Source organism: Rhizomicrobium electricum, assembly GCF_011762045.1.
Classification (GTDB): Bacteria; Pseudomonadota; Alphaproteobacteria; order Micropepsales; family Micropepsaceae; genus Rhizomicrobium; species Rhizomicrobium electricum.
In genome coordinates this window covers 483181-506230 of sequence record NZ_JAASQS010000002.1, presented here as the reverse complement: position 1 = coordinate 506230, position 23050 = coordinate 483181, and the positions used below count along the sequence as shown (strand labels likewise).

25 protein-coding genes are annotated in these 23050 nt (G+C 63.8%); 6 read left to right on the top strand and 19 right to left on the bottom strand.

The genetic code is table 11. The annotated features are described in order from the left end of the window. Positions 1 to 39: 39 nt before the first annotated feature. Together FHS84_RS05485 and FHS84_RS05480 are read left to right on the top strand one after the other, a co-directional pair. The gene (locus FHS84_RS05485) at positions 40 to 267 is read left to right on the top strand and encodes a DUF2093 domain-containing protein (protein ID WP_166931456.1); all 228 of its coding nucleotides are present in this window, start codon (positions 40 to 42) and stop codon (positions 265 to 267) included. Further along, positions 264 to 1115 carry a M23 family metallopeptidase gene (locus FHS84_RS05480; RefSeq protein WP_166931453.1) on the top strand — a complete coding sequence of 284 codons (852 nt, stop codon included), beginning with the start codon at positions 264 to 266 and terminating at the stop codon, positions 1113 to 1115. The genes FHS84_RS05485 and FHS84_RS05480 overlap by 4 nt, the downstream gene beginning before the upstream one ends. Here FHS84_RS05480 and FHS84_RS05475 read toward each other — a convergent pair. The 7 genes from FHS84_RS05475 to FHS84_RS05445 all read right to left on the bottom strand — a co-directional run bounded on the left by FHS84_RS05475 (position 1112) and on the right by FHS84_RS05445 (position 8534). Then, complete coding sequence (locus FHS84_RS05475) at positions 1112 to 2050, bottom strand: lysophospholipid acyltransferase family protein (protein ID WP_166931450.1); 939 nt, start codon at positions 2048 to 2050, stop codon at positions 1112 to 1114. The two genes, FHS84_RS05480 and FHS84_RS05475, sit on opposite strands and share 4 nt — an antisense overlap. A gap of 11 nt (positions 2051 to 2061) precedes the next feature. Then, entirely contained in the window at positions 2062 to 3027 is a 966-nt protein-coding gene (gene lpxK / locus FHS84_RS05470; RefSeq protein ID WP_166931447.1) for a tetraacyldisaccharide 4'-kinase, read from the bottom strand. Then, entirely contained in the window at positions 3014 to 4282 is a 1269-nt protein-coding gene (locus tag FHS84_RS05465) for a 3-deoxy-D-manno-octulosonic acid transferase (protein ID WP_166931444.1), read from the bottom strand. The genes lpxK and FHS84_RS05465 overlap by 14 nt, the downstream gene beginning before the upstream one ends. Next, positions 4279 to 6072, bottom strand: coding sequence for an ABC transporter transmembrane domain-containing protein (locus FHS84_RS05460; RefSeq protein WP_166931441.1), 1794 nt, complete (start codon positions 6070 to 6072; stop codon positions 4279 to 4281). Before FHS84_RS05460 ends, FHS84_RS05465 begins: the two co-directional genes overlap by 4 nt. Before the next feature lie 122 nt (positions 6073 to 6194). Then, on the bottom strand, positions 6195 to 6422 hold the full coding sequence (locus FHS84_RS05455; protein ID WP_166931438.1) for a DUF4170 domain-containing protein: 228 nt from the start codon (positions 6420 to 6422) through the stop codon (positions 6195 to 6197). Further along, a complete protein-coding gene (locus tag FHS84_RS05450) occupies positions 6419 to 7210 on the bottom strand; it encodes a 3'(2'),5'-bisphosphate nucleotidase CysQ (RefSeq protein WP_166931435.1) in 792 nt (263 codons plus the stop codon). Before FHS84_RS05450 ends, FHS84_RS05455 begins: the two co-directional genes overlap by 4 nt. Then, positions 7197 to 8534, bottom strand: coding sequence for a TldD/PmbA family protein (locus FHS84_RS05445; RefSeq protein ID WP_166931431.1), 1338 nt, complete (start codon positions 8532 to 8534; stop codon positions 7197 to 7199). The genes FHS84_RS05450 and FHS84_RS05445 overlap by 14 nt, the downstream gene beginning before the upstream one ends. A gap of 474 nt (positions 8535 to 9008) precedes the next feature. On the opposite strand from FHS84_RS05445, the gene FHS84_RS05440 reads away from it, so the two are divergent. Both FHS84_RS05440 and FHS84_RS05435 read left to right on the top strand, forming a co-directional pair. Then, complete coding sequence (locus FHS84_RS05440) at positions 9009 to 9209, top strand: tautomerase family protein (protein WP_166931425.1); 201 nt, start codon at positions 9009 to 9011, stop codon at positions 9207 to 9209. A 1-nt stretch (position 9210) separates the two neighbouring features. Beyond that, positions 9211 to 9603 (top strand): winged helix-turn-helix transcriptional regulator, encoded by a 393-nt coding sequence (locus FHS84_RS05435; RefSeq protein ID WP_166931420.1) that lies wholly within the window; start codon positions 9211 to 9213, stop codon positions 9601 to 9603. Positions 9604 to 9947: 344 nt separating this feature from the next. On the opposite strand, the gene FHS84_RS05430 is transcribed toward FHS84_RS05435, so the two are convergent. The 8 genes from FHS84_RS05430 to FHS84_RS05395 all read right to left on the bottom strand — a co-directional run bounded on the left by FHS84_RS05430 (position 9948) and on the right by FHS84_RS05395 (position 18115). Beyond that, positions 9948 to 10361, bottom strand: a complete 414-nt coding sequence (locus FHS84_RS05430) for a type II toxin-antitoxin system VapC family toxin (RefSeq protein WP_166931415.1) — start codon at positions 10359 to 10361, stop codon at positions 9948 to 9950. After that, positions 10358 to 10780 (bottom strand): DUF7662 domain-containing protein, encoded by a 423-nt coding sequence (locus tag FHS84_RS05425; RefSeq protein WP_166931409.1) that lies wholly within the window; start codon positions 10778 to 10780, stop codon positions 10358 to 10360. The genes FHS84_RS05430 and FHS84_RS05425 overlap by 4 nt, the downstream gene beginning before the upstream one ends. Before the next feature lie 68 nt (positions 10781 to 10848). Continuing rightward, a complete protein-coding gene (locus FHS84_RS05420; protein ID WP_166931403.1) occupies positions 10849 to 12372 on the bottom strand; it encodes a UbiD family decarboxylase in 1524 nt (507 codons plus the stop codon). A gap of 17 nt (positions 12373 to 12389) precedes the next feature. Further along, positions 12390 to 13856 (bottom strand): amino acid permease, encoded by a 1467-nt coding sequence (locus FHS84_RS05415; RefSeq protein ID WP_166931397.1) that lies wholly within the window; start codon positions 13854 to 13856, stop codon positions 12390 to 12392. A gap of 5 nt (positions 13857 to 13861) precedes the next feature. After that, entirely contained in the window at positions 13862 to 15352 is a 1491-nt protein-coding gene (locus tag FHS84_RS05410; protein WP_166931392.1) for an amino acid permease, read from the bottom strand. A gap of 216 nt (positions 15353 to 15568) precedes the next feature. Then, positions 15569 to 17029 (bottom strand): amino acid permease, encoded by a 1461-nt coding sequence (locus FHS84_RS05405; RefSeq protein ID WP_166931388.1) that lies wholly within the window; start codon positions 17027 to 17029, stop codon positions 15569 to 15571. A gap of 51 nt (positions 17030 to 17080) precedes the next feature. Next, on the bottom strand, positions 17081 to 17428 hold the full coding sequence (locus FHS84_RS05400; RefSeq protein WP_166931385.1) for a VOC family protein: 348 nt from the start codon (positions 17426 to 17428) through the stop codon (positions 17081 to 17083). A 48-nt stretch (positions 17429 to 17476) separates the two neighbouring features. After that, the gene (locus FHS84_RS05395) at positions 17477 to 18115 is read right to left on the bottom strand and encodes a class I SAM-dependent methyltransferase (protein WP_166931382.1); all 639 of its coding nucleotides are present in this window, start codon (positions 18113 to 18115) and stop codon (positions 17477 to 17479) included. Between the two features lie 124 nt (positions 18116 to 18239). Here FHS84_RS05395 and FHS84_RS05390 point away from each other — a divergent pair, with 124 nt between their 5' ends. Then, the gene (locus FHS84_RS05390) at positions 18240 to 19064 is read left to right on the top strand and encodes a hypothetical protein (protein ID WP_166931377.1); all 825 of its coding nucleotides are present in this window, start codon (positions 18240 to 18242) and stop codon (positions 19062 to 19064) included. On the opposite strand, the gene uppS is transcribed toward FHS84_RS05390, so the two are convergent. Genes uppS through FHS84_RS05375 form a run of 3 tightly spaced genes read right to left on the bottom strand, consistent with a single transcriptional unit; the run spans position 19065 to position 20720 of the window. Next, positions 19065 to 19724, bottom strand: coding sequence for a polyprenyl diphosphate synthase (gene uppS, locus FHS84_RS05385; protein ID WP_166931374.1), 660 nt, complete (start codon positions 19722 to 19724; stop codon positions 19065 to 19067). A 29-nt stretch (positions 19725 to 19753) separates the two neighbouring features. After that, positions 19754 to 20122 (bottom strand): transcriptional regulator, encoded by a 369-nt coding sequence (locus tag FHS84_RS05380; RefSeq protein WP_166931371.1) that lies wholly within the window; start codon positions 20120 to 20122, stop codon positions 19754 to 19756. After that, the gene (locus tag FHS84_RS05375; protein WP_166931368.1) at positions 20109 to 20720 is read right to left on the bottom strand and encodes a hypothetical protein; all 612 of its coding nucleotides are present in this window, start codon (positions 20718 to 20720) and stop codon (positions 20109 to 20111) included. Before FHS84_RS05375 ends, FHS84_RS05380 begins: the two co-directional genes overlap by 14 nt. A 119-nt stretch (positions 20721 to 20839) precedes the next feature. Between FHS84_RS05375 and FHS84_RS05370 the strand changes: the two genes are divergently transcribed. After that, positions 20840 to 21742, top strand: coding sequence for a DUF4424 family protein (locus FHS84_RS05370; RefSeq protein ID WP_166931365.1), 903 nt, complete (start codon positions 20840 to 20842; stop codon positions 21740 to 21742). 3 nt (positions 21743 to 21745) lie between these two features. Here FHS84_RS05370 and FHS84_RS05365 read toward each other — a convergent pair whose 3' ends face one another. Beyond that, positions 21746 to 22942 carry a glycosyltransferase family protein gene (locus tag FHS84_RS05365; RefSeq protein ID WP_166931360.1) on the bottom strand — a complete coding sequence of 399 codons (1197 nt, stop codon included), beginning with the start codon at positions 22940 to 22942 and terminating at the stop codon, positions 21746 to 21748. Between the last annotated feature and the right edge of the window lie 108 nt (positions 22943 to 23050).

Sequence of the window (23050 nt, the reverse complement as noted above, 5' to 3'; positions counted from 1 at the left end):
AAAGCCTCGCCTAAATAGATTCCCGAAAGGGTGACGTGCATGAACAAGATGGAACGGGACCTCAATCCCGAAGGCCAAGCCGAACTCGAATACCTTGATGGCGAATACCGGGTGATCCGGCCGGGAACGTTCGTCGTCTGTGCGGTGAGCGGCGTGCACATCCCGCTCGAGGCGCTGCGCTATTGGAACGTCGATCTGCAGGAAGCCTATGCCACGGCCGATATCGCGCTGAAGCGGTTCCAGGAGACCGGAAAGACGCCGAAATGATAGCGCGCCGCGCTCTGCTGGCGACCGGGGCGGCGTTCGTGCTGCTGCCGAAAGCGTCGGCGGATGTTTTGCGCAAGGATGAGGACCCGCGGATTTCGCTGCGCGGTTCGTACGAGCAAGGCGGCCTTCTCATCGGCAAGGTCGCGCCGGGCATCCCGGTCGAAATCGACGGCCAGCCGGTGCACGTCACCTCGCAAGGCTTGTTCGTATTCGGACTTCCATGGGATGGCGAAAAGCCGATCCGCGTGCATGCCGCATTCGCCGATGCGCCGGACTACGAAGACGTCGTTCAGCCGTTGAAGCGGCAGTACGACATTCAGTCGATCACCGGCCTGCCGCAGGAATACGTCGAGCCGCCGCCGGAAGTTCTCGAACGCATGAAGCGCGAGCGCGAGGCGATCTGGACGGCGCGTCAGGCCGACACCGAAGGCGTCGGATTTTTCGAACCGCTGGAATGGCCCTGTGCCGGACGGCTGAGCGGGGTCTACGGCAGCCAGCGTATCCTGAACGGCAAGCCGATGGCGCCGCATCTGGCCGTCGACGTCGCCGCGCCCGAAGGCACGCCGATCCATGCCGCCGCGGACGGGATCGTTATGATCGCCGACGATTATCATCTCGAAGGCGGCTTTACCCTGATCGATCACGGCCACGGCGTGAACACCTGCTACCTGCATCAAAGTGCGCGGTTTGTGAAAGCGGGCGATGCGGTCCAGCAGGGTGACGTGATCGGCCATATCGGCATGACCGGCCGCGCGACGGGGCCGCACTGTCATTGGGGCCTCAACTGGTTCCAGATGAAACTCGATCCCTCGCGCGCGACGAAGATGCCGGAGCCGCCGACCGCTTAGGCCAGCCCCATTTTCTTCATCTTTTCGATATCGCGCGGCGTGGTCCAGCGGCGATGGGTCCACAGCCATTGCGTGGGATCTTCGCGCACCATCGCTTCGACGCGTGCGGTGATCTCGGCCGTGAGTGCTTCGACATCGGCATCGCCGTCGCTCTGCTGGGCGATTTCGAGGGCGGGGTAGATCGTCACTTTGAAATGCGCGCCTTCGGTGCGGCGGCACGCGACCGGCACGAGCGCCGATCCCAATTTCAATGCCAGCGAAGCCGGTGCCGGCGTAGTCAGCGCCTCGCGTCCGAAATAGGGCACACCCACGCCTTCGTAGGTCTTCTGGTCGACCAGCATGTAGATGCATTTGCCGCGCCGGAGCAGCGTGAAGATGCGCCGCGTGCCTTTTGCGCCTTTGGTGATCTGTTCGGTGGGGCCGAGCTTGCCGCGCTGACGGCTGATCCAGTTCGCGACGTACGGATTGTTCGGCGGGCGATAGACGAAGCCGCCTTCGTAACCCAGCTTGTTGCCGGTCAGCACCAGCACTTCCCAGTTGGCGAAATGGCCGGAGATGAGCATCACGCCTTTGTTGCGCGCAACGGCATCGTAGCCGTGCTCGGCGCCCTCGACTTCGATGCGCCCGCCGGGGCCGACGCTCAATTTGTCGAGGTGCGGATACTCGCCGACCACGCGGCCGAGATTCTCGCAGACCTTGAGCACGATCGCGTCGATCTCTTCCGGCGATTTATCGGGATAGGCCTGTTTCAGATTCTGCCGCGCGACATGGCCGGCGGGCAGACGCGAATAGATATGCCGCCCGAGAAACCCGCCCACCGCGGAGGCGACATCGATGCCGAGCGCCCGAAACAGCGCCATGAAGACGAAAAACGGCGCGGCCTCGCCGAGAAACCGGATCTTCTTGCCGAGGGAAAGGGCTTCGGGTGCCTTCATGACCGTCGCGGCTACCGCGGTCCGTTGAGGCTGTCAAGCAACCGATCTAACCCGTCATGCGGATCGATGGAGGCGGTCACGGGCAGGAAGGCGATGCCGTCGCGGTCCGCCGGCGCGATGCGGACATAGTCTTTCTCGGTCGTTACGAGGCGGACATCCTTGGCGCGTGCCTTTAACTCCGACAATTCCCGCGACGTATAGGGATGGTGATCGGCGAAGGTGACGGTCTCGACCAGCTCGACGCCAAGCTCGCGGAGGCTGCGGAACAGCTTTTCGGGACGGCCGATACCGGCAAACGCCACCACTTTCATACCCTTCCATTCCGCCGTTGCGGCCGGCGCCACATGCGCACGCAGCACCGGTTTGTCGAACGCGGGCAGGGCCGGATTTCCGTCGCCGGTGACGATTACCGCATCGGCGCGAGCGAGGCCTTGCAAAGCGGGCTCGCGCAACGGCCCGGCCGGCAGCACATGGCCGTTGCCGAAGCCGTGTTCGCCATCAACCACGACCAACGACAGATCCTTGTGCAGCGCGAAGTTCTGATGCCCGTCGTCCATCACGATGACGTCGGCGCCGCGCTCGATTGCCAGAATTGCGCCTTCGCGGCGATCACGCGCGACCACCGTCGGCGCCTTGCGCGCGAGCAGCAGTGGTTCGTCGCCGACGTCTTCGGCCGTATGCGTTTTGCTCACGACGACCGGACCGGCGAGTCTGCCGCCATAGCCGCGGGTGAGGAAAAACGGATTCTTGCCGTGTACGATGATCGCATCCGCGATGGCGATCGCGATCGGTGTTTTGCCGGTGCCGCCGGCGGAAATGTTGCCGACGCACACGACCGGCACGCGAGCACGATAGGGTTTGGCGTGCGCCGCCTTCCAGCGCACCGTCGCGCCGTAGAGGGTTCCGAGCGGCGCCAGCACGGCCGTCGCAAGACGCGCGGCGAAGTCGTCGCGGTGCCAGAAGTCAGGAGCGCGCATCGAGCATCTTCACAACGACATCGACGGTCTTGGCGACCGCCCCGCCGAGATTGACCGCGCCTCTCTTTGCCGCATCGCCGAGCCGCTCCGCCTCGTTGGGATCGCCGAGCAATTTGCTCGCAAGACTGACGATGTCGCTGCAGGAATTGACGGACCCGGCCCCTTGCGCAGCCAGCAGCGTCTCGAAGGCTTTGGTGAAATTGTAGGTGTAGGGCCCGGTTAGCACCGCGCAGCCGAGTTTGGCCGGTTCGAGCGGATTCTGGCCGCCGTGACGGATCAAGCTGCCGCCGACGAAGCAGAACCGCGTCAGGCGATAGAACAGACCCAGTTCGCCCATGGTATCGGCGATATAGACCGCGGTGTCCGCATCGGGCAGTTCGCCATCCGAGCGTTTCTTGGTGACGCGTGTGCCGCATAACATCACGATATCGCCGGCGCGCTGGGTGTGGCGCGGCACAATGATGGTCAACAGATCGGGAAACTTGCGGCGCAACGCATCGTGCGCGGGCAGGATGGTTTCTTCCTCGCCCTGATGGGTTTGCGCCGCCAGCAGCACCGGGCGTCCGCCGATCGCGGCGCGCAGGGCTTCGAGTTTGTCCGGATCGGCCGGCAGCATCGGCGCATCGGCCTTGAGGCTGCCGATCACCTCGACATTGGGCGTTCCGAGAGCGCGGAAGCGGGCGGCGATCTCCTCATCCTGCGCCAGGCACGCCCGATACGAGGACATGATTTCCGCCGCGGTCTTTTTCGCCCAGCGCCAGTTCCGGAACGAACGCTCGGTCATGCGGGCATTGATGAGGGCGAGTTTCACGCCGCGGTCGCGCGCATTGACGATCAGGTTCGGCCAGATATCGGAATCGACGAACAAGCCGACCTGCGGCTTCCAGTGATGGAGGAAGCGCATGGTCGCTGCCGGCGTGTCGACCGGCACGAACTGATGGATGGCCCCTTCGGGCAGACGCTCGGCCATCAGCTTCGCCGAGGTCACCGTGCCGCTCGTCACCAGCACCTTGCAGGGCACGGCTTTGAGCAGCGCATCGATCAGCGGCAACGCCGCGATGCATTCGCCGACGCTGGCGCCGTGCACCCAGATCAGCGTGCCTTCGGGGCGCGGCAGCGAGGCATGCCCGAGGCGTTCGGCATTGCGCTCTTCGTGTTCCTTGCCGCGCAGAATGCGGCGCCTGAGCAGCGCCGGCACCACCGGAGAGAGCACCGTAGAAACTGCGCGATAGGCTGTAAGGCCGAGCGGTTTCATGCCTTCACCTCGGCAGCCGCGGCTTCGTTATGATGGTAGAGCCGCATGTAGAGCCCGCCCAGCGCCATCAACTCGGCATGGCTGCCGGATTCGACCACGCGGCCGCGGTCGAGCACATAGAGCGTGTCGGCGTCGGCAACGGTGGAGAGGCGATGGGCGATCACGATGGTGGTGCGGTTTTTCATTAGCCGCGTCAGCGCTTCCTGCACCTGGCGTTCGCTTTCGGTGTCGAGGGCGGAAGTGGCCTCGTCGAGCAGCAGGATCGGCGCGTTGCGCAGCATGGCGCGGGCGATGGCGATGCGCTGGCGCTGACCGCCGGAGAGTTTCAAGCCGCCTTCCCCGACGCGGGTCTCATAGCCTTGGGGCAGGGCGGCGATGAAATCGTGCGCGGCGGCATCGTGCGCGGCCTGTTCGATCTCGGCGCGGGAGGCGCCGGGGCGCCCGAGCGCGATATTGGCGGCGACGCTTTCGTCGAACAGGATCGGCTCCTGCGTGACAAGCGCCATGGCGCGGCGAAGCGAGGCCAGCGTTATGGTGCGGATGTCGTGGCCGTCGATGGCAATGGCGCCGCCGTCGACGTCATAGAAGCGCAGAAGCAGATTGAACAGCGTCGTCTTGCCGGAACCTGACGGGCCGACCAGCGCGACCTTGCTGCCCGGCTTGACCACGATATCGACGCCGCGCACGGCCGGAACGGCGGCATCCGCGGCGTAGGCAAACGAGACGTTCTTGAAGGTGACGCCGCCGCCCGCAGGCGCATGCGGCACCACCAGTTCCGCGGCGTTGCCGGCGTCGACGATGTCCGGCTTGGCATCGATCACTGCGAACACGCGATCCGCTGCGGTCATGCCGCTCGATGCGATGGTATAGACTTGGCTCAGATTGCGCACCGGCTGTTGGGCGAGCAGCATCGCGCCCATGAACGTGATGAACTGATCGGCGGCGATCATGCCGTGCGCGGTCTGGTAGAGCGCATAGAACACGACTGCGGCGCTGACGACCCCGGAAAAGACGTCGGTCACCGGCACGGCGGACGCGCGGCGCTTGGCGAGCTTCACGAGCTGCTTCAGCCGCTCGGTGAGGCGCGCTTCGGCGAGCCGGGTGACGTGATCTTCGAGGCCGTAGGCTTTGATGACGCGACGGCCGTCGAGCGCTTCGGTGATGGTGGTCGAGAGGCCGCCGGTCTGCTCCATGTTGCGCTGGGTGGTGCGCTTGATCGAGCCGCCGATCTTGCCCATCGCCCAGGCGACGCCCGGAATGGCGACGATGCCGATCAGCATCAACTGCCAGTCGGCGTAGAGCATCACCGCGACGAGCGCGACGAGCTGCACCAGTTCGAGGGCTACCGCCGCAACGCCGCGCGAAATCGCGTCGCGCATCAGCGTCGCGTCGTAGAGGAAGTTGGAGACGAACGTCCCGGAATGCACCGCATTGAGCGACGCCAGATCGCGCCGCACCAGGGCGTGGAACATGTCGCGCTGCGCCGCCGTCACCACACGTTCGCCGACGCTGTCCATCCGCGACTGCTGAACGTAGTAGGCGAGGGCGCGCGTCCACAGGATCACGACGACCGCCACCGGCAAGGTCCAGATCGCCTTGCCGCCGCCGAACAGCGCCGTCGCCAGCCCGGAATCGGGCGTCGCGGCGGAAATGGCGCCGGCGCCGAACAGCACCTTGGTGGCGGGGCCGAGCAGCCAGGCGAGGGCGGCGGTGCACAGCGCGTAAACCGCCATGAAGAAGATCGCGAGCGCGAGCGTGCCGCGCTGATTGCGCAGGTAATGACCCGCCACGCGGGACACTATCGCCCAGGTCGGGACCCGCGTCGGGGACGGTGTTTCGTTCATGCGTCGGGGTTTAGCACGCAGCTTGCCGCCGGGCGAGGGTTGGACGCGAAACCGGTTATCGGGCCGGCTTATTCGGGCGTCATCAGCTTGTGGATATGGACGACAAAATACCGCATCGCGGCGTTGTCGACGCTGGCTTGGGCCTTCGACTTCCAGGCGTCGTAGGCTTGTTTATAACTGGGATAGATTCCGACGATGTCGAGTCTGGACAGGTCCTTGAAATCGACGCTTTCGGGCGAGGTCAGTTCGCCGCCGAACACCAGATGCAACAACTGACCGGGAATGACGTCACTCATGGCCGGCTCCTGGGAGCGTTATCAAGGCGCGACAGCAGCACCGCGTGCAACTTGGGCCCCGCCGCCATCGCCGACGGCTGGATCGCATTCTCGCGGTTGTAGAGCGGCAGCTCGCCTTCGATGGAGGTGAGGATGCCGCCCGCCTCGCGCACCACCAGATCGGCCGCGGCCAGATCCCAGTCGTGGAGCGCGGCGAGGGTGAGACCGGCGTCGAACTTGCCCGCCGCCACCAGCGCCACGCGATAGGCGATCGAGTTGGGATTGTCGACGTGCATCTCGGGCCACGGCGCATTCCAGCGCGGATCGCTCAGCGTCTTCCTGCTGGCGAGGATGTTGCAGCCGTCGAGCGTATCCTTGGCGGTGACGTGGATGCGGTCGCCGTTGAGGAACGCGCCTTCGCCCGCCGCGGCGGTGAAGCATTCGTCCGTGATCGGATTATAGACGCAGGCCGTCACCGGCTGGCCGTCTTCGACGATGGCGACCGACACGGTGAAATGCGGGCGGCGCTTGACGAAGGCGAGCGTGCCGTCGATCGGGTCGACCACGAAGATGCGCTTGGCCGAAAAGCGCGAACGGTCGTCTTCGCTTTCCTCCGACAGCCAGGCGTAATCGGGACGGGCGCCGCGCAGATGCTCGGTCAGGTATTTGTTGACCGCGAGATCGGCTTCGGTGACCGGGCTGCCGTCGGATTTCGCCCAGGTCTTGCAGTGTCCGGCATAGATTTCGCGCGCAATGGCGCCGGCTTCGCGGACGGCCTTGGCGACGAGTTCGAGATCACGCTCCGGCAACGGTCATTCCTTCGATACGGACGGTGGGGGCGTTGGTGCCAAAACGGAAAACGAGATCGCTCGCCGGCGTCAGCCTGAGGAACATGTCCTTCAGGTTTCCGGCGATGGTCACTTCCGAAACCGGATAGGCGATCTTGCCGTTCTCGATCCAGAACCCGGCGGCGCCGCGGCTGTAATCGCCGGTAACCGAATTGATCCCCATGCCCATCAGCTCGGTGACGTAGAAGCCTTCCTTGATGTCAGCGATCAGTTCTTCCGGGCTGACGCTGCCCGCTTCCATATAGAAATTGGTCGAAGACGGGCTCGGCGGGCCGCCGGTGCCGCGCGCGGCGTGGCCGGTGGTCTGAAGACTGAGCTGCTTGGCGCTGGCGCAATCCAAGAGCCACGTCTTCAACACGCCGTTCTCGACCACCGCCATCTTGCGATTGGCGACGCCTTCGCCGTCGAACGGCTTCGACCTGAGGCCGCGCAGACGGTGCGGATCGTCGACGATGGTGACGTTCGGCGCGAAAATCGCTTCGCCCAAGCGGTCTTTCAGGAACGACACGCCGCGGGCAATCGAAGCGCCCGAAATCGCACCGGCGAGATGGCCGATCAGTCCGGCGGATTCGCGCGGATCGAACACCACCGGCACCGCCTGGCTTTTCGCTTTCTTCGGATTGAGGCGGGCGACGGTGCGCTCGCCGGCGCGGCGGCCGACCAGTTCGGCGCTTTCGAGATCGGCGGCGCGGCGGGCGCTCGAGTAATCGTAATCGCGCTCCATCTCGGTGCCTTCGCCCGCCAGCACCGCGACGCTGATCGAGTGGCTGGTGCCGGCATAGCGGCCGAAGAAGCCCTCCGAGGTGGCGAGCGCGATGGCGGTGCGGCCGAACCCGGCGCCGCCGCCTTCGGAATTGGTGATGCCCTTCACCGCCATGGCGGCGGCTTCGACGGCTCGGGCCTGTTCGACCAGGGTGTCGGCCGAGGGCTCCTCGGCGTCGGCGAGATCGAGATCGAGGATGGACGTGGCCAGCCGGTCCTTGGGGGCGAGGCAGGCGAACCGATCCTCCGGCGCCAGCTTGGCCATCGCGACGGCGCGGCCGGGCAGGGCGGCGAGGGCCTCCCGCGCCAGATCGGTCGAGGACACGAACGCCACCTTCTGGCCGATGAAGACCCGAAGGCCCACGTCCGAGGCCTCGGAGCGTTCGACGTCCTCCAGCTTTCCCAAACGGTAGGAAACGCTGGCCGAGACGTTCTCGACATACAGCGCATCGGCGGCATCGGCGCCGGCCTTCTTGGCGGCGGCGATCAGGTCCTGCAGCAGGGCCTCGGGCTTTTCGGTCATGCCTCCGTTTTGGCCCGGCGGAGGCGGGAAGGCAAGGTAAAGCGGGCGGCAAAGGGCGATTTCCGGCCCCGCCATGAGCGAAACTGGAAAACCTGAATTCAAATCGGCTTTTTCGGCGCTAAGGCCCGGCGGCGAAACGACAAATGCCTTCGGACTTGGTGGTCGCGAAACACCCTGGACGGACACGGGAGGGAAGCCGGGCGCGCGGCCGACCAGAATCGAATTCGAATCCCTCTAAACTGCGTACGCGTTGCAGGGGGCGTCCCGCGGACGCCTCTCAGTTGCGGTATCCGGCGCGGTCAAAGAGCAGGGAAGATGTGGGGAGCGGGGAGAGGGATTTCAAGGGGGCAACGGCGACGTCCGCACCGCTCTTGCGAACCCTTCGCGATTGCCCCGCGGCGGATGGCTGTTGCTACTGATTTTGTAGTATACTACATTTTCTGTAGTAACTCATCGCGTGAAAGGATTTTCGCCGTGCCCGTCATTACCGTTGCCATTCACCCCATCAGCCAGGACGAGAAGACGGAGCTTATCCGCCAACTGACCGATGTCGCCGTCGCGATCACCAAGGTTCCGGCGGACAAGTATGTCGTTTTCATCGACGAATACGACAGCGGCTCGATCGGGCTTGCGGGCAAGACGCGGGCCGAGATCGTTGCCAAGGCGTCGATCTGAGATGGCACCTGCGAAGCCCGGCGCCAAGGTCAGAGGCTCGATCTCCGGGTCGCCGATCAACGCGTTGTTCGACATTCTCGGACGGCGCTGGGCGCTGGGCATTCTCTGGTATCTGGGCGACGGCCCCAGCGCCTTCTGCCGGTTGCAGGAACAGTGCGGAGGGATGTCGCCGACCATCCTGAATACCCGTCTCAAAGAGTTGCAGGATGCCGATATCGTCGAACGCACCGTCGATGGCTACGCGCTGACCGCAAGAGGGAACGAGTTGCGCTCCTATATCGTCCCGGTCGCCAACTGGTCGGCGACATGGGCAAAGGACGTCTATGGCTACGAGCGCCCCGGCATGAAGGAGCGGCTTGCGCGCGAAGCGTCGGGCAAGCAGAAAAGGAAATAGGGGCAGGGGGCTTTGAAACCCTCTCCCCCAGTGGGAGAGTACGCAAAATCTTGCGCTTAGCGGCGCGCAGAATTGCTCGCGTCGCACCCTTCGCCGCTAAGTGCATAGATTTTGCTGGTGAGGGGGCGAGGCAGAATGCGGTCGTGCCACCGTTCCCCCTCACCTGAAAAATCATCGGCGTTAGCAGCGCGCGTTTGCGATGCTTGACCATGATGCCCCGGACGCGCCGCTAACGCCGTGATTTTTCTTCGTCGAAAACGCTGGCGTTATTGGCCCTGCAGAGGGGAGTCGAGCGTGCCCCCCACCTGCATTCCTGGCAGAGCAAAGGCGGCCGACAACTACGGCTAACAGGCTATGGCTTGAATGTGCCCTTGCTCCGCGTAGTCGAGGAGAATTCGATCTCTTGTGACAAGCTGTAATCGCAGTGCTCGTGCAGTCGCAGCAATGATGCGGTCGGCGGGGTCGCGGGGTGGATCGCCAGGTAGGAAAGATGAGGCGATCAGGATTTTGGGGGGCAGTTCGGCGAGCGCCATGCCCGGCACCTGCATCAAAGACGCGAACCAGTCCTCCGGCGACATCGCCATGGCAAGCCGTCCGCGTGCATTGAGCAGCCCGATTTCCCAGGCCGTCATCGGCGAAACGTAAATGGGATCGCCGTCGCGCGCGGCTTTGTCGATGGCCTCTAGCGCTTCCGCCGCAATGGGCTCGTTCTGGCTGATCCAGATCGTGGCGCAGGTGTCGAGCAGTAGCGCTGTCATTCCGTGCCCCAATCCGGATCGGCCGGAGCCGTGAGGTCGAAATCGACCGCGACGCGGATCGTGCCTTTCAGAGCGCCAAGAACCGGGTGGTGCGCGGCATGAGGTGCCGAGAACGGGCGGGCGACATCCGACATTCCTGCTGCGCGAAAAGTTGCTTCAATAGGAGGGTTGGGTGGCAAAATTTTGCGAAAGAACACTGAGTGTTCTTCAATGTTCACATTCATGGTTTCGAACCCTGCCGCAAGCCAAGCCTTGGTCATGACATTATTATCGGGGTTATTTGACCACCAGGCGCGGTGCTGGTAGGCCGAGGGCGGCAATTTGAACCCTAGAGCGTCCTCTATTTCACTGAAAGAGCAGGAGAAAATTACGGAGCCTTGAGCCTTTAGGAATTCGGCGAGTGGGGCATATTTGGACATGGGGCGCGCTCCTTCCATTGACCTCGGAAAGAACATAAACACACAGTGTTTAATAGTGCAAGTTAAATCTACCAGATCGCTTTTCCGTCGCCGGGCAGGCCGAGGCGGGACCACATCTCATCCACCCGCTTCACGACCTCTTCATCCATCGCGATCTTGGTGCCCCATTCGCGCTTGGTCTCCGGCGGCCATTTGTTCGTCGCGTCGAGGCCGATCTTGGAGCCGAGGCCGCTGTCGGGGCTGGCGAAGTCGAGGTAGTCGATCGGGGTGTGTTCGATCAGCGTGATATCCCGCGCGGGGTCCATGCGGGTGGCGATCGCCCACATCACGTCTTTCCAATTACGCGCGTCGATGTCGTCGTCCACCACGATCACCCACTTGGTGTACATGAACTGGCGCAGATACGACCACACGCCCATCATCACGCGCTTGGCGTGGCCGGGATACGCCTTCTTCATCCGCACCACGGCGATGCGATAGGAGCAGCCTTCGGGCGGCAGCCAGAAATCGAGGATCTCGGGGAACTGCTGCCGCAGCAGCGGAATGAACACCTCGTTCAGCGCTTCGCCGAGCACCGACGGCTCATCGGGCGGGCGGCCGGTGAAGGTGGAGAGGTAAATCGGGTCCTTCCGCATCGTGATCGCGGTGACGGTGAAGACCGGGAACTGCTCGACTGAATTGTAGTAGCCGGTGTGGTCGCCATACGGGCCTTCGTCGCGATAGTCCTGCAGCGACACGGTGCCTTCCAACACGATCTCGGCTTCGGCGGGCACTTTCAGCGGTTGGGTCACGCAATCGGCGAGTTCGACGCGCGCGCCGCGCATCAGGCCGGCGAAGGCGTATTCCGACAGCGTGTCGGGCACCGGCGTCACCGCGGCGAGAATGGTCCCAGGATCGGCGCCAAGCACGATGGCGCAGGGCAGGGGCTCTTTATGCTCCTCGGCCCAGCGGGCGTGATGCTGCGCCCCGCCGCGATGCTTCAGCCAGCGCATGATGGTCTGGCGCTTGTTCAGCACCTGATTGCGATAGATGCCGAGATTGAAATCGTCTTCTCTGGCTTCGCCCGGTCCTTTGGTGACGACGAGAGGCCAGGTGATCAGCGGCGCCGGTTCGCCCGGCCAGCAGGTCTGGATCGGCAGCGCATTGAGGTCGATGTCGTCGCCTTGCAGCACAACCTCTTGGCAGGCAGGACGCGACACCGATTTCGGCCGCATCGCCAGCGCCGCTTTGGCCAGCGGCAGCATGTCCATGGCATCGCCGAAGGTCTTCGGCGGCATCGGCTGGCGCATCTCGGCCAACAGTTCGCCGACTTCACGCAACTCGCCTGCGGTGGTGCGCTCCTTGCCGTCGAGCGTCACGCCCATGGCGACGCGCTTCACGGTGCCGAACAGATTGACCAGCACCGGCATGTCGGATGGCTGATTGTCGGCTTTGATCGGGCGCTCGAACAGCACCGCGGGGCCGCCTTGGGCCAAGAGCCGCGTCTGGATTTCGGTCATTTCAAGAACGGTCGAGACGGGCGCGCGCACGCGCACCAGTTCTCCCGCGGCTTCAAGTTTGGCGATGAAGTCGCGAAGGGAGCGGTAGGACAAAGCAATTCCCCTTGGGGTCAATCCTCGTTGGTGACCTTCCACTTGGAAGGCGCGGCGTGCCAGACGCCGTAGACCAAATATATCGCAACGCCGATGGCGGTCCAAATCACCAGCCGCCAGCCGGTATCGGGCGAGGAGAAGAACAGGCTGACCATCATCCCGGCGCAGACGATCACGCCCGCGGGCGCGATCAGCCAGACCGCCGGAATGCGGAAGCGGCGCGTGGCGCGCGGCGCGGTGATGCGCAGGATCAGAACACCGACGCAGACCGCGATGAAGGCGAGGAGGGTGCCGACCGAGACCAGCTCCGCCAGGATGTCGAGCGGGAAGACCGCGGCGAGCAGGGCGGCGAAGGCGCTGGTGATGATGGTGCCGATATAGGGCGTGCGCGAGCGCGGATGCACCTTGGCGAAGGCGGGCGGCAAAAAGCCGTCGCGGGCCATCGAATAGAAAATGCGCGATTGGCCGTAGAGCGAAACGAAGGTCACCGAGGCGAGGCCGACGATGGCGCCGATGTCGATCGGCAGGGTCAGCCAGCCGAGGCCGGGGATCTTGCTCATCGCGAACGACACCGGATTGGCGACGTCGAGAGTGCGCCAGTCGGTGACGCCGGTCAGCACCAGCGCCATCAGCATATAGAGACCGGTGCAGATCGCGAGCGAGCCGAGAATGCCGATCGGCAGATCGCGACGCGGATTTCTCGCTTCCTGGGCGGCGACCGAGACGGATTCGAAGCCGACGAAGGAGAAGAAGATGATGCCCGAGGCGGCGAGCACGCCGGACACGCCGAAGTGGCCCCAATGGCCGGTGTTGGCGGGGATGAAGGGTGTCAGGTGTTCGAGCCGGACGTAGCCGAGGCCGAAGCCGATCACCAAGAGCACCACGCCGCATTTGATGAGAACCATCACGTCGTTGAACTTGGCGGTCTCGCGCACGCCGGCGAGGAGGAAGAAGGTCAGGATGAAGATCAACACCACGGCGGGCAGATTGAGCAGCGCGCCCGTGAGGTGCAGCGACTCCAATCCGGTGCCCGCCAGCGGCGCATTGGTCAGCGCCGGCGCGATGACGACGCCGAAATGCTGCAGGAAGCTGACGAAATAGCCCGACCAGCCGACCGCGACCGTCGATCCGGCGGCGAGGTATTCCAGCACCATGTTCCAGCCGATGAACCACGCCATGAAGCGGCCCATGGTGGCGTAGGCGTAAGTGTAGCTCGATCCCGATTCCGGGATCATCGACGCGAATTCGGCGTAGCAGAGGCCTGCGAACAAGCAGCCGAGCGCGGCGATCACGAACGACAACAGCACGGCCGGTCCGGCGTGAGTGGCGGCGGCGGTGCCGGCGACAACGAATATCCCGGCGCCCAGGACCGATCCGATGCCGATCATGATGAGGCTCACCGGACCCAGCGCCCGCTTCAGTTGATGTTCGCTCGCGACGACGGGTTCGGGCTGTGTCAGGTCGGAGTCGTCGATGTCTGCCATGGGGTTCACTCAGCCGCTTCGCGGATGTGCCAGCGCACCGGTACGGCATGCCGGATGCTGTAACCGAAATAGATGACGACGCCGATCGCCGTCCAGATGCCCAGCCGCGCCCAGGTGTCGGGCGGCAGCCAATACATCATCGCACCGCACACCACCATGCCTGCGGGCGCCACCAGCCACACGAACGGCGTGCGGAACGGGCGGATCGCGTTCGGCTTGGTGACGCGCAGGATCAGAACGCCGAGGCAGACGATGACGAATGCCAGCAGGGTGCCGATGGACACCAGTTCGCCGAGGACATCGAGCGGCAGCAGGCCGCTCATGATGCACGACACCACGCCGGTGACGATCGAGCCCTTCCACGGCGTCTTGAACTTGGGATGGATGGCGCTGAACAGCGGCGGGATCATGCCGTCTTTCGCCATGGCGTAGAAAATGCGCGACTGGCCGAGCAAGAGCACCAGCACCACCGACGACAGGCCGACGATCGCGGCGACGTTGATGTAGGGCGCCAGCCAGGCGGTGGCGGGCAAGGCCTCGGCGGCCATCGACACCGGATGCGGCACGTTGAGGGTTTTGTAGTTGGCCAATCCGGTCAGCACGTAGCTCATCAGCATATAGAGCGCGGTGCAGACGGCGAGCGAGCCGAGGATGCCGATCGGGACGTCGCGCTTGGGATTCTTGGCTTCCTGCGCCGCCACCGACACCGCATCGAAACCGAGATAGGCAAAGAAGATCACGCCCGAGGCCCTGAGAACGCCCCACCAGCCGAAGTTCCAGCCGCCGGTGTTGGCGGGGATGAAGGGCTCGTGATTGGCCGGCACCACATGCGGCAGGCCGAGGACGATGACCAAAAGAACGATGGTCAGCTTGATCACCACCATGGCGTTGTTGAACTTGGCCGAGGCGTGGATGCCGCCGACCAGAATGGCGGTGATGGCGATCACCAAGGCGATGGCCGGAAGATTCACCCACGCGCCGGTGGTGCCGATATGGGCCATGGCATCGAGCGCGGACGCGGAGGCGCTGTAGGTCGAGCAATGCGGATCGGTTGCCACGCACAGCGGGGCGCTGGTGAACGCGTGCGGCAAGGCAATGCCGAGGGAGCGCACGAAGTCGGTGAAGTAGCCCGACCAGCCCGATGCGACCGTGGCCGACGACGCGAGATATTCGAGCACCAGATTCCAGCCGATGAACCAGCCCATGAAGCGGCCCATGGTCGCGCGCGTGTAGGTATAGGCGCTGCCGGCAACCGGAATCATCGAGGCGAATTCGGCGTAGCACAGCCCGGCGAACAGGCAGCCGAGGCCGGCAATTGCAAACGAAATGACCACCGCCGGTCCGGCATAGGATGCAGCGGCGTGACCGGTGATGACGAAAATGCCGGCGCCGATGATGCCGCCGATACCGAGTGCGATGAGATGAAGACGGCCCAGCGTGGGCTTCAAATCGACTTCGTGTTGTTCATCGAGCGGTTGTTCGAGTGCGGCGGCCATGTCCGTTCCAGGCGTGCGACAGGAAATTTCAATGCAAAGGGAACGCCACGGCGACGCCCGGCGCACCGTAACGGCCCGCCGGACGGAGAGTCCAGACAATGTGACGCTTCCGCGACGCTATAGAGCAAAGAACGTTCCTCCCCCGCGGTTACTCAAGCCGTGCATACGCACGAACGTCGAGTGGCGGGGAAGGTGACGCCGAAGACGACGGATGGCTTACTCCGCGTCCTTGATGTGCCAGCGTTGCGCCCCGGCAACTTGGCGGATGCCGTACGCGAAGTAGATCACCACGCCGATGGCGGTCCAGACGATCAGCCGCTCCCAGGTCTCTTTCGGCAGGAACACCATCATCAGGGCGCACATGAAAATGCCGATGGGCGCGACGATCCAGAGATAGGGCGTGCGGAACGGGCGGATTGCTTTCGGCCGCTTGACGCGCAGGATCATGGTGCCGATGCAGACCACCACGAACGCGAGCAGCGTGCCGATGGAGACCAGCGGATTGAGGATGTCGATCGGCAACAGACCGGCGAGAAGAATCGCAAAGGCGCCGGTGATGAGCTGTCCCTTCCACGGCGTCTTGAAGCGCGGATGGACCTCGCCGAACACCTTGAAGAACAGGCCGTCTTTCGCCATGGCGTAGAAAATGCGCGACTGGCCGAGCAGGAACACCAGCACCACCGAGGCGAGACCGACGATGGCGCCGACGCTGACGAACGGCGCCAGCCACTTGAGCGAAGCGGATTGTTCCAGTGCCATCGACACCGGATGCGGCACGTTGAGATTGCGGTAGTCGGCGATGCCGGTCAGCACGTACGCCATCAGGATGTAGAGCACGGTGCAGATGGCGAGCGAGCCGAGGATGCCGAGCGGCACGTCGCGGCGGGGATTCTTGGCTTCCTGCGAGGCGACCGACACCGCGTCGAAGCCGATATAGGCGAAGAAGATGAGGCCGGTGGCGCGCAACACGCCCGACCAGCCGAACTGGCCGAAAACGCCGGTGGTGTTGGCCGGGATGAGCGGCACCACGGAATCGTGCTGGGCCGGAATGTGCAGCGCCGACACCACATGCGGCAGGCCGACGGCGATCACGATGATGACGATGGTGGTCTTGATCAGCACCATCGCGTTGTTGAAGTTCGCCGACATGTTGACGCCGACGATGAGAACGGCGGTGACGAGGCAGATCAGCGCCACGGCGGGAAGATTGAAATAGGCGCCGGTGACCACCAGATGCTGCTGCACGCCTTCGAGCGCGATCGGCGCCTGGGCGAACGCGGCGGGGATGTGAACCCCGATATAGGTCATGAAGTCGTTGAAATAGCCCGACCAGCCGACCGCGACGGTGGAGGAGGCGGCGAGGTATTCGAGCACCAAATTCCAGCCGATGAACCAGGCCATGAAACGGCCCATGGTGGCGTAGGTGTAGGTATAGGCGCTGCCCGCGACCGGGATCATCGAGGCGAATTCGGCGTAGCACAGACCGGTGAAGGCGCACCCGAAACCGGCAATGGCGAACGAGATGATGACGCCCGGACCGGCGTAGATCGCCGCCGCATGTCCGGTGATGACGAAGATGCCGGCGCCGATAATGCCGCCGATGCCAAGCGCAATAAGATGAAACGGCCCCAGCGTCGGCTTGAGATCGACCGGTTGTTGTTCGGTTACGCCCGCCATTACGTGCCCCCTTATTAATCTCGCACAAGAAGGGGGCACCCTAGCGGCACGTTATCGCTTGGTCCAGACGGCGAGCTCGTTTCCATTCGGATCGCGGAAGGTGAATCGTCGCCCTCCGGGGAACTTTTCGTGCGCGACGATCTCGCCGCCGGCCTCTTTGACCTTGGCTTCGGTGGCTTCGAGGTTGTTGGAGTAGAGCACCAGGAGTGGTCCGCCGTTCTGCACAACCTTGCGTTTGGCATTGAAGCCGCCATCGCGCCCCTGGGCTTCGAAGGCGACGTAGTCGGGGCCGTAATCCTTGAACGCACCCCAATCGAAAACTTTTTTGTAGAAGACCTGCAGCGACGCCAGGTCGGAGGCTGGCAGCTCGATATAGTCGATGGTTCCGTCGGTCGGCATGGCAATGTTCCTCTTTTGTTCTTTTCTACCGCCGCCGCCCGAGACGAGTCAAGCGGTGAGTCGGAACACGCCGGTTTCGCGCATATCGCGGTCTTCGAGGTCTCGCGACGTAGGCACGTTATAACTCGCAAGTTTCTCGACGCCGGTTTTGGGAAAATAGGTGCGGCCCGGATCGCCGACCAGCACGGTGGCTCCGGCGCGGGCGTGGTCGCGCAGCCACTGTGTCAGGCGTTCGGCGAGCGGGCGCTCGTAGCACATGTCGCCGACCAGGATGAGCGTCCAGGGATCGGTGCGCCCGATCACGTCGTCGGTGGTGACGTCGAGCACGACATCGTTGTCGATCGCGTTCTGGCGGATGGCGGCGGCGGAAAACGGATCGATGTCGGCCGCCAGCACCGAGGCTGCGCCTGCTTTCGCGGCGGCAATCGCGACCAAACCCGAGCCCGATCCGAAATCGAGCACGGTCTCGCCAAGAACGCCCCGATCGAGAACGTAGCGCGCCAGCGCCTGTCCGCCCGCCCAGGCGAACGCCCAGTACGGCGGCGGCACGCCTTCGCGGCCGAGTTCTTCTTCCGTCTTGGACCACAGCGGCAGCACTTCGCTGGCGAGATGCAAACGCACCTCGGGCACGAGCGGCGGGCTTTGCAGCACCGAATTGGCGCGGACGAAGGCGAGAGGATCGGTCATCTTGGGTGTGCCGTGTACGCCAAGATGCCTTAGGACGCCAGTTTCCGGCTCGGCAGGGCGGCGATTAACGGTTTGCCGCGCTTTGGTGTAAGCTCCACGCCGGGCAAGGGGTTGGGGGACTATCATGCCGAGGCGCTTTACCGGCATCAGGCTGCTGCTCGTTTTCGTGGGCATCAACCTTCTGATGTTCTTGATGCTTGTCACTTCGATGACCGGCGCTCATCCCTGGATCGCCCATATCCTGCCCGGCCATTTCGAGAGCGGCACGGATTCCTCCGGCTACTGGGTGTTCTTCGCGCTGGTGCTCTTGGTCGACGCGGTGACGGTGTTCATTGCGGGATTGGCAGTGATGCTGCCCGCGATGATCGACGGCGCGCCGCTGGCCGAACGCCGCCTGACGCGCCTGTTTGTCGACCGCGCCGGCATGAGCGAAGAGGCCAAGGAAGCGATCTTCGTCGGCTTGCGCGAAGACGCGGTGAACGCGCACGTGCAACTGATCGTCGGCCGTTCGATCTTGCTGGCGGGCGCGATTTTCCTGGCGGCGGCGTTTTTCGCGGTGGTCTTCACCTTCACGCGCGCGGCGCCATCGGGAGAATTATTCGCCCAGCCGGGCCTCATCGCCTCCCACGAGGAACGCTCCCTCGGCCTCGGTCTGATCCCGGTCGAGAACAAGTCCGTCCGTACCCGCCAGATCGTCGAATACACTGCCGATCAGGTGCTGGCGGCAGCGGCTCTGAATGCGCCGGCCATCTATGGCGTGCAGTTCGCGCCGGTGGTGCACAATCCGCGCGTGCCACTTTTCACCCACTTTGTTTTCGCATTTCGGACTATTCTCGGGTTCACGCTGGTGTTGCTGGTCATCAGTTTCCTGCGCCGCCCGCAACGTCCGGTGCGGCAGAAGAAAACCATCGCCAGCGTCGAAGCCAAGCTGGAAGACGCGAAGAAATAGCTACTCCGCCGCCTCCGGCAGGGCGCCGAAACGGCGTTCGCGGGTGTGGAAGGTGCGGACGGCTTCGGCGAGATCGTCGGGGCCGAAATCGGGCCACAGCTTTTCGCTGAACAGGAATTCGGCGTAGGCGCATTCCCACAACAGGAAATCCGACAGCCTTTGTTCGCCGCTGGTGCGGATGAGAAGATCGACGTCGGGGCCGGGCACCGTATTGGCCTTCACCGCTTCGACGATCGCCGCACGGGCGGAGTAATCGAGCCCGACGCGCAAGTTGAGGGCATCGCCCCATTCGGTGGCGGCTTCGGCGCGCTCCATTTCCGCAACCAGATCGGGCGGCAGGCGGTCGCGGCGGCCGATGAAATTGAGCTTCACCCCGTCGATCACCAGCGTCTCGGTCTCGCTGTCGAGATATTGCCGGAACAGCATCAACAGGTCCGCCACTTCCTCGGCCGGGCGCTTCCAGTTGTCGGCGGAGAAGGCGTGCACCGTCAGCGTGCCGATGCCGAGATCCGGCGCGGCTTTGACGATGTTGCGCAGAGACTCGATGCCGGCGCGGTGGCCTTCACGGCGGGGAAGTCCGCGTGCCTGCGCCCAGCGGCCGTTGCCGTCCATGATGGCGCCAACATGAATCTTGTCTTTGCGTAAGCAATTACTTGGCATTGCAAAGAATCCTCTTAAAAAAGGGCCGTTCAGGTCGGCAGGATTTTCAACCGGGCATTACCGAAATCCTCGCCGGCGGTCTTGGCGGCGTCGCGCACCACCTGTTCGAGCAAAGCGAGATATTCGAGGAACCGCTTGCGGCCGTTGCGGGTCAGCTTGACGGTGGTCTGCGGCCGGTTGTTCTCGAAGCTCTTGGTGATTTCGATGAGGCCGGCTTCCTGCAAGGTCTGCAGGTGGCGCGAGAGATTGCCGTCGGTCAGGCCGCACAGCGTCTTCAGGTCGCCGAACGCGAGACCCTTGGGGTGGGCGATCAGCGACGACAGCACGCCGAGGCGCGCTTTTTCGTGCATCACGCGGTCGAGGCCGTCGAACGCGAAGGGGGCTTCAGTCTTCGCCATCACACTCTCCGGCGGCGAAATAGAGAATGACGGCCATCAGCGTCTGGCCGATCAGGAACGGAACGCCCATCAGCCACGGCGACAAGACGTGCGTCTGGCTGGCGTAGAGCAGGGTGGCGAATCCGGACACGAGATAGAACGCGCCGGCATAGAACATGCTGCGCGGCAGGTTATGCAGCGAGGCGTAAATGCCGAGGCTGACGAACAACTGCCACAGGCCGGGCATCATCCAGGCGCCCTCGGGCGCGAATTGCAGCAGCAACAGCGGCATGAAGGCGCTGGCGGCGGTGGCCGGCAGGAACTGCTCGATCGCCTGATGGATCATGACGTCGGCGAGGCCGGAATGGAGCCGCTTGGAACGGCCCTGCATCTCGATCCGCACCACGGCGCCGCACACCGCGGCGGTCACCATCCACTCGGAGATGTAGAGCAGCGGCGTGCCGGCGACCGGCAGCAGGCTCTGCGCCGCCGCGGTCATCAGAGCGAGCAGGCCGGTGATGGAAATCGCCAGCGGGCCGTAGCCGCGGAACGCCGTATGCGAGGCGATCTGGCTGCGGATCTCGCCGATCTCCGCCAAGGCCCTGTCGATGTCGCGCACCTTACCCCGCACCTGAGTAACTTTGCACCGCAAAGTATAAAGCGCCGATAGGGAAATGCAAGGGGCGGGGAACGTGATAATGTTGTGCCATTGGGGGGAGGGACATGCGCAAAACCTTAATGGTGATCGCGGCCGTTGTGACGGTTGCTCCAGCTTCGGCCGACGACGGGGCGGCGGCGTTGGCTGCAGGCGGGATCGTCTTCACCCACGGAACGCCGGTGCAGATGCGGTCCGAGGAGCTTTACGTCAGTCCGCAGAAGGTGCGGGTGCGGTTTGAATTCTTCAATCCCACCAAGCACGACATCACGACTTTGGTGGCGTTTCCGCTGCCGGATCTCGAATGGGACCCGGCCGTCGGCTATGGTCCGATGACCAGGGATCCCGTGAACTTTGTCGGTTTTACTGTCACGGTCGATGGCAGGTGGATAAAGTTTCAAGCTGAACAGCGTGCAATACTGAAGGGCCGCGACGTCACTAAGCTGGTGAATGATGGCGGGCTGCCGGTGAACGCCGTCAGTGCCGGCAGGCGCGCTTTGTCCGAGAAGAGCAAGCCGATTGCGCGGAACAAGAAGGCAGAAATGGTCAAGCTCGGCATTCTGGAAGATGATACCGAGTATCCCAACTGGACCACGAGGACGCGGTTCTACTGGACGCAAGTCTTTGCGGCCGGAAAGACGACGGTGATCGAACACGAATACCAGCCGGTCTCGGGAAACTGGAACACGAGCCGCAATCTGTTCGATGATCCTAAGCTCGCCAGGCAGTACTGCGCCAAACCCGAAATCGCGCGCGCGGCAGCGCTTACGGGTCCGGCATACCAGACTCAATACGTCCTCAGCACCGCCAAGACCTGGAGCGGTCCGATCCGGCAGTTTCACTTGACACTCGATAAGCTGAAACCCGGAAACGTGCTGTCGCTGTGCTGGGACGGCGTTCTGAAAAGGACCGGCCCGACGACTTTTACTTTCGATGCGAATGATTATGTGCCGACGCGAGACATCGACATGGTCGTGCTGGAATAGCGTCTACCGGCTCGCGACGGCGTGGGCGGCGGCGAGGATGGTGTCGATGCGGTGTTCCCAGCGGTCCTGGTGCAGCGCCTTTTGCTGGCCGGCCTTGGCCATCGCGAACAGGGCGTCGCCGTCGGCGAGCAGGTCCTTGACCTTGGCGAGGTCTTCTTCGAGGTGCTGCCAGCGGAACAGGGCGATCTCGCGGCCGGGTTCGTAATGCTCGACATAATACTTGCTGGTGTCGGTCGCTACCGCCGCGCCCGCCAGCATGCCCGACGGCACGCGGTCGTGCAGGCCTTCGCCGAAATTGGAATTGTGATTGATGACCAGGCGCGCCTGGCGCATCCGCTCCGGCGTACCCGCGGTGTCGCCGAGACCCTGGTAGCTGATGTTCTTGTAGCGCTCCAGCACGTCGGCATAGCCGTCGCCGTAGCAGGTCAGCGGCAGTCCGACCTTGGCGGCGGCCTCGAAGAACTTCGCCCGGCGCGTGCCGCGCACCCATTCGTTGATGACGACCGACTGCGCCCGGACGACATCGAGTTCCTTCTTGACGGACGGATGGTTGAAATCGATGCCGCGCACGATGAACCAGCGGTCCAGCGCATCCTGCGCCGACATCCATTCCTGGCTCAGCGCCAGCTCGGCGGCTTCGGCGAACACGCTTTTGGACGGTTCGGGGAAATCGTGCCACGGCGGCAGGCCGGGCGCGAAATAGCTCATGGCGCACAGGACATCGACCGGACGCGAAGCGAGATAGGCCTCGGCGGTCTCCGGCAACGCTACCGGTTCGCCCATCGCCGCCACCGGGCAGAAGCCGACATAGGCATAGCGATTGGGACCGAAATAGCTGTTGATGATCCGCACGTGACTGGCGTCGATGGTCAGGATGGCGGCCTTGGGCGACAGATGTTCGAGCCGCGCCGTGTGGCAGAACGGGAAATCGACGAATAGAACGACGTGCGGCGCGCCGACGATGTCGCCGATCCAGCGGCCGCGCTCGTCGGCATATTCGCCGAGAATGGAGAACGAGAACACCAGGTCGGCGGGGCGTTCGCTTTCGAGGATGCGGGGAAAGTTCTGCATCACCTCCGGCAGCTTCATGTCGATGATCGACACCGTGTCGCCGCGGCTTTCGAACGTCCTGGCGAGTTCGTCGACGTAGCAGCGCAGCGCGTCGTATTTCGACTGGCCCTTCAGCAATATGACTTTCATCGGATCCTCGCGGCGGCCGCGCGCAATCGCCGGCCAGCAGGCCACGGTAGGAAGAACAGGGTAAAGGGATGGTTAATTATAATCCCTCTCCTACAAGGGGAGAGGGAT

Excerpts from the sequence above, each read along its gene's own strand:
- FHS84_RS05410 (WP_166931392.1), bottom strand. The coding sequence starts at position 15,352 with ATGGCCGCCGCACTCGAACAACCGCTCGATGAACAACACGAAGTCGAT.
- FHS84_RS05415 (WP_166931397.1), bottom strand. The coding sequence starts at position 13,856 with ATGGCAGACATCGACGACTCCGACCTGACACAGCCCGAACCCGTCGTC.
- FHS84_RS05435 (WP_166931420.1), top strand. The coding sequence starts at position 9,211 with ATGGCACCTGCGAAGCCCGGCGCCAAGGTCAGAGGCTCGATCTCCGGG.
- FHS84_RS05400 (WP_166931385.1), bottom strand. The coding sequence starts at position 17,428 with ATGCCGACCGACGGAACCATCGACTATATCGAGCTGCCAGCCTCCGAC.
- FHS84_RS05425 (WP_166931409.1), bottom strand. The coding sequence starts at position 10,780 with ATGTCCAAATATGCCCCACTCGCCGAATTCCTAAAGGCTCAAGGCTCC.
- FHS84_RS05480 (WP_166931453.1), top strand. The coding sequence starts at position 264 with ATGATAGCGCGCCGCGCTCTGCTGGCGACCGGGGCGGCGTTCGTGCTG.
- FHS84_RS05455 (WP_166931438.1), bottom strand. The coding sequence starts at position 6,422 with ATGAGTGACGTCATTCCCGGTCAGTTGTTGCATCTGGTGTTCGGCGGC.
- FHS84_RS05475 (WP_166931450.1), bottom strand. The coding sequence starts at position 2,050 with ATGAAGGCACCCGAAGCCCTTTCCCTCGGCAAGAAGATCCGGTTTCTC.
- FHS84_RS05405 (WP_166931388.1), bottom strand. The coding sequence starts at position 17,029 with ATGGCGGGCGTAACCGAACAACAACCGGTCGATCTCAAGCCGACGCTG.
- FHS84_RS05430 (WP_166931415.1), bottom strand. The coding sequence starts at position 10,361 with ATGACAGCGCTACTGCTCGACACCTGCGCCACGATCTGGATCAGCCAG.
- FHS84_RS05390 (WP_166931377.1), top strand. The coding sequence starts at position 18,240 with ATGCCGAGGCGCTTTACCGGCATCAGGCTGCTGCTCGTTTTCGTGGGC.
- FHS84_RS05445 (WP_166931431.1), bottom strand. The coding sequence starts at position 8,534 with ATGACCGAAAAGCCCGAGGCCCTGCTGCAGGACCTGATCGCCGCCGCC.
- uppS (WP_166931374.1), bottom strand. The coding sequence starts at position 19,724 with ATGCCAAGTAATTGCTTACGCAAAGACAAGATTCATGTTGGCGCCATC.
- FHS84_RS05465 (WP_166931444.1), bottom strand. The coding sequence starts at position 4,282 with ATGAAACCGCTCGGCCTTACAGCCTATCGCGCAGTTTCTACGGTGCTC.
- FHS84_RS05485 (WP_166931456.1), top strand. The coding sequence starts at position 40 with ATGAACAAGATGGAACGGGACCTCAATCCCGAAGGCCAAGCCGAACTC.
- lpxK (WP_166931447.1), bottom strand. The coding sequence starts at position 3,027 with ATGCGCGCTCCTGACTTCTGGCACCGCGACGACTTCGCCGCGCGTCTT.
- FHS84_RS05370 (WP_166931365.1), top strand. The coding sequence starts at position 20,840 with ATGGTGATCGCGGCCGTTGTGACGGTTGCTCCAGCTTCGGCCGACGAC.
- FHS84_RS05365 (WP_166931360.1), bottom strand. The coding sequence starts at position 22,942 with ATGAAAGTCATATTGCTGAAGGGCCAGTCGAAATACGACGCGCTGCGC.
- FHS84_RS05380 (WP_166931371.1), bottom strand. The coding sequence starts at position 20,122 with ATGGCGAAGACTGAAGCCCCCTTCGCGTTCGACGGCCTCGACCGCGTG.
- FHS84_RS05395 (WP_166931382.1), bottom strand. The coding sequence starts at position 18,115 with ATGACCGATCCTCTCGCCTTCGTCCGCGCCAATTCGGTGCTGCAAAGC.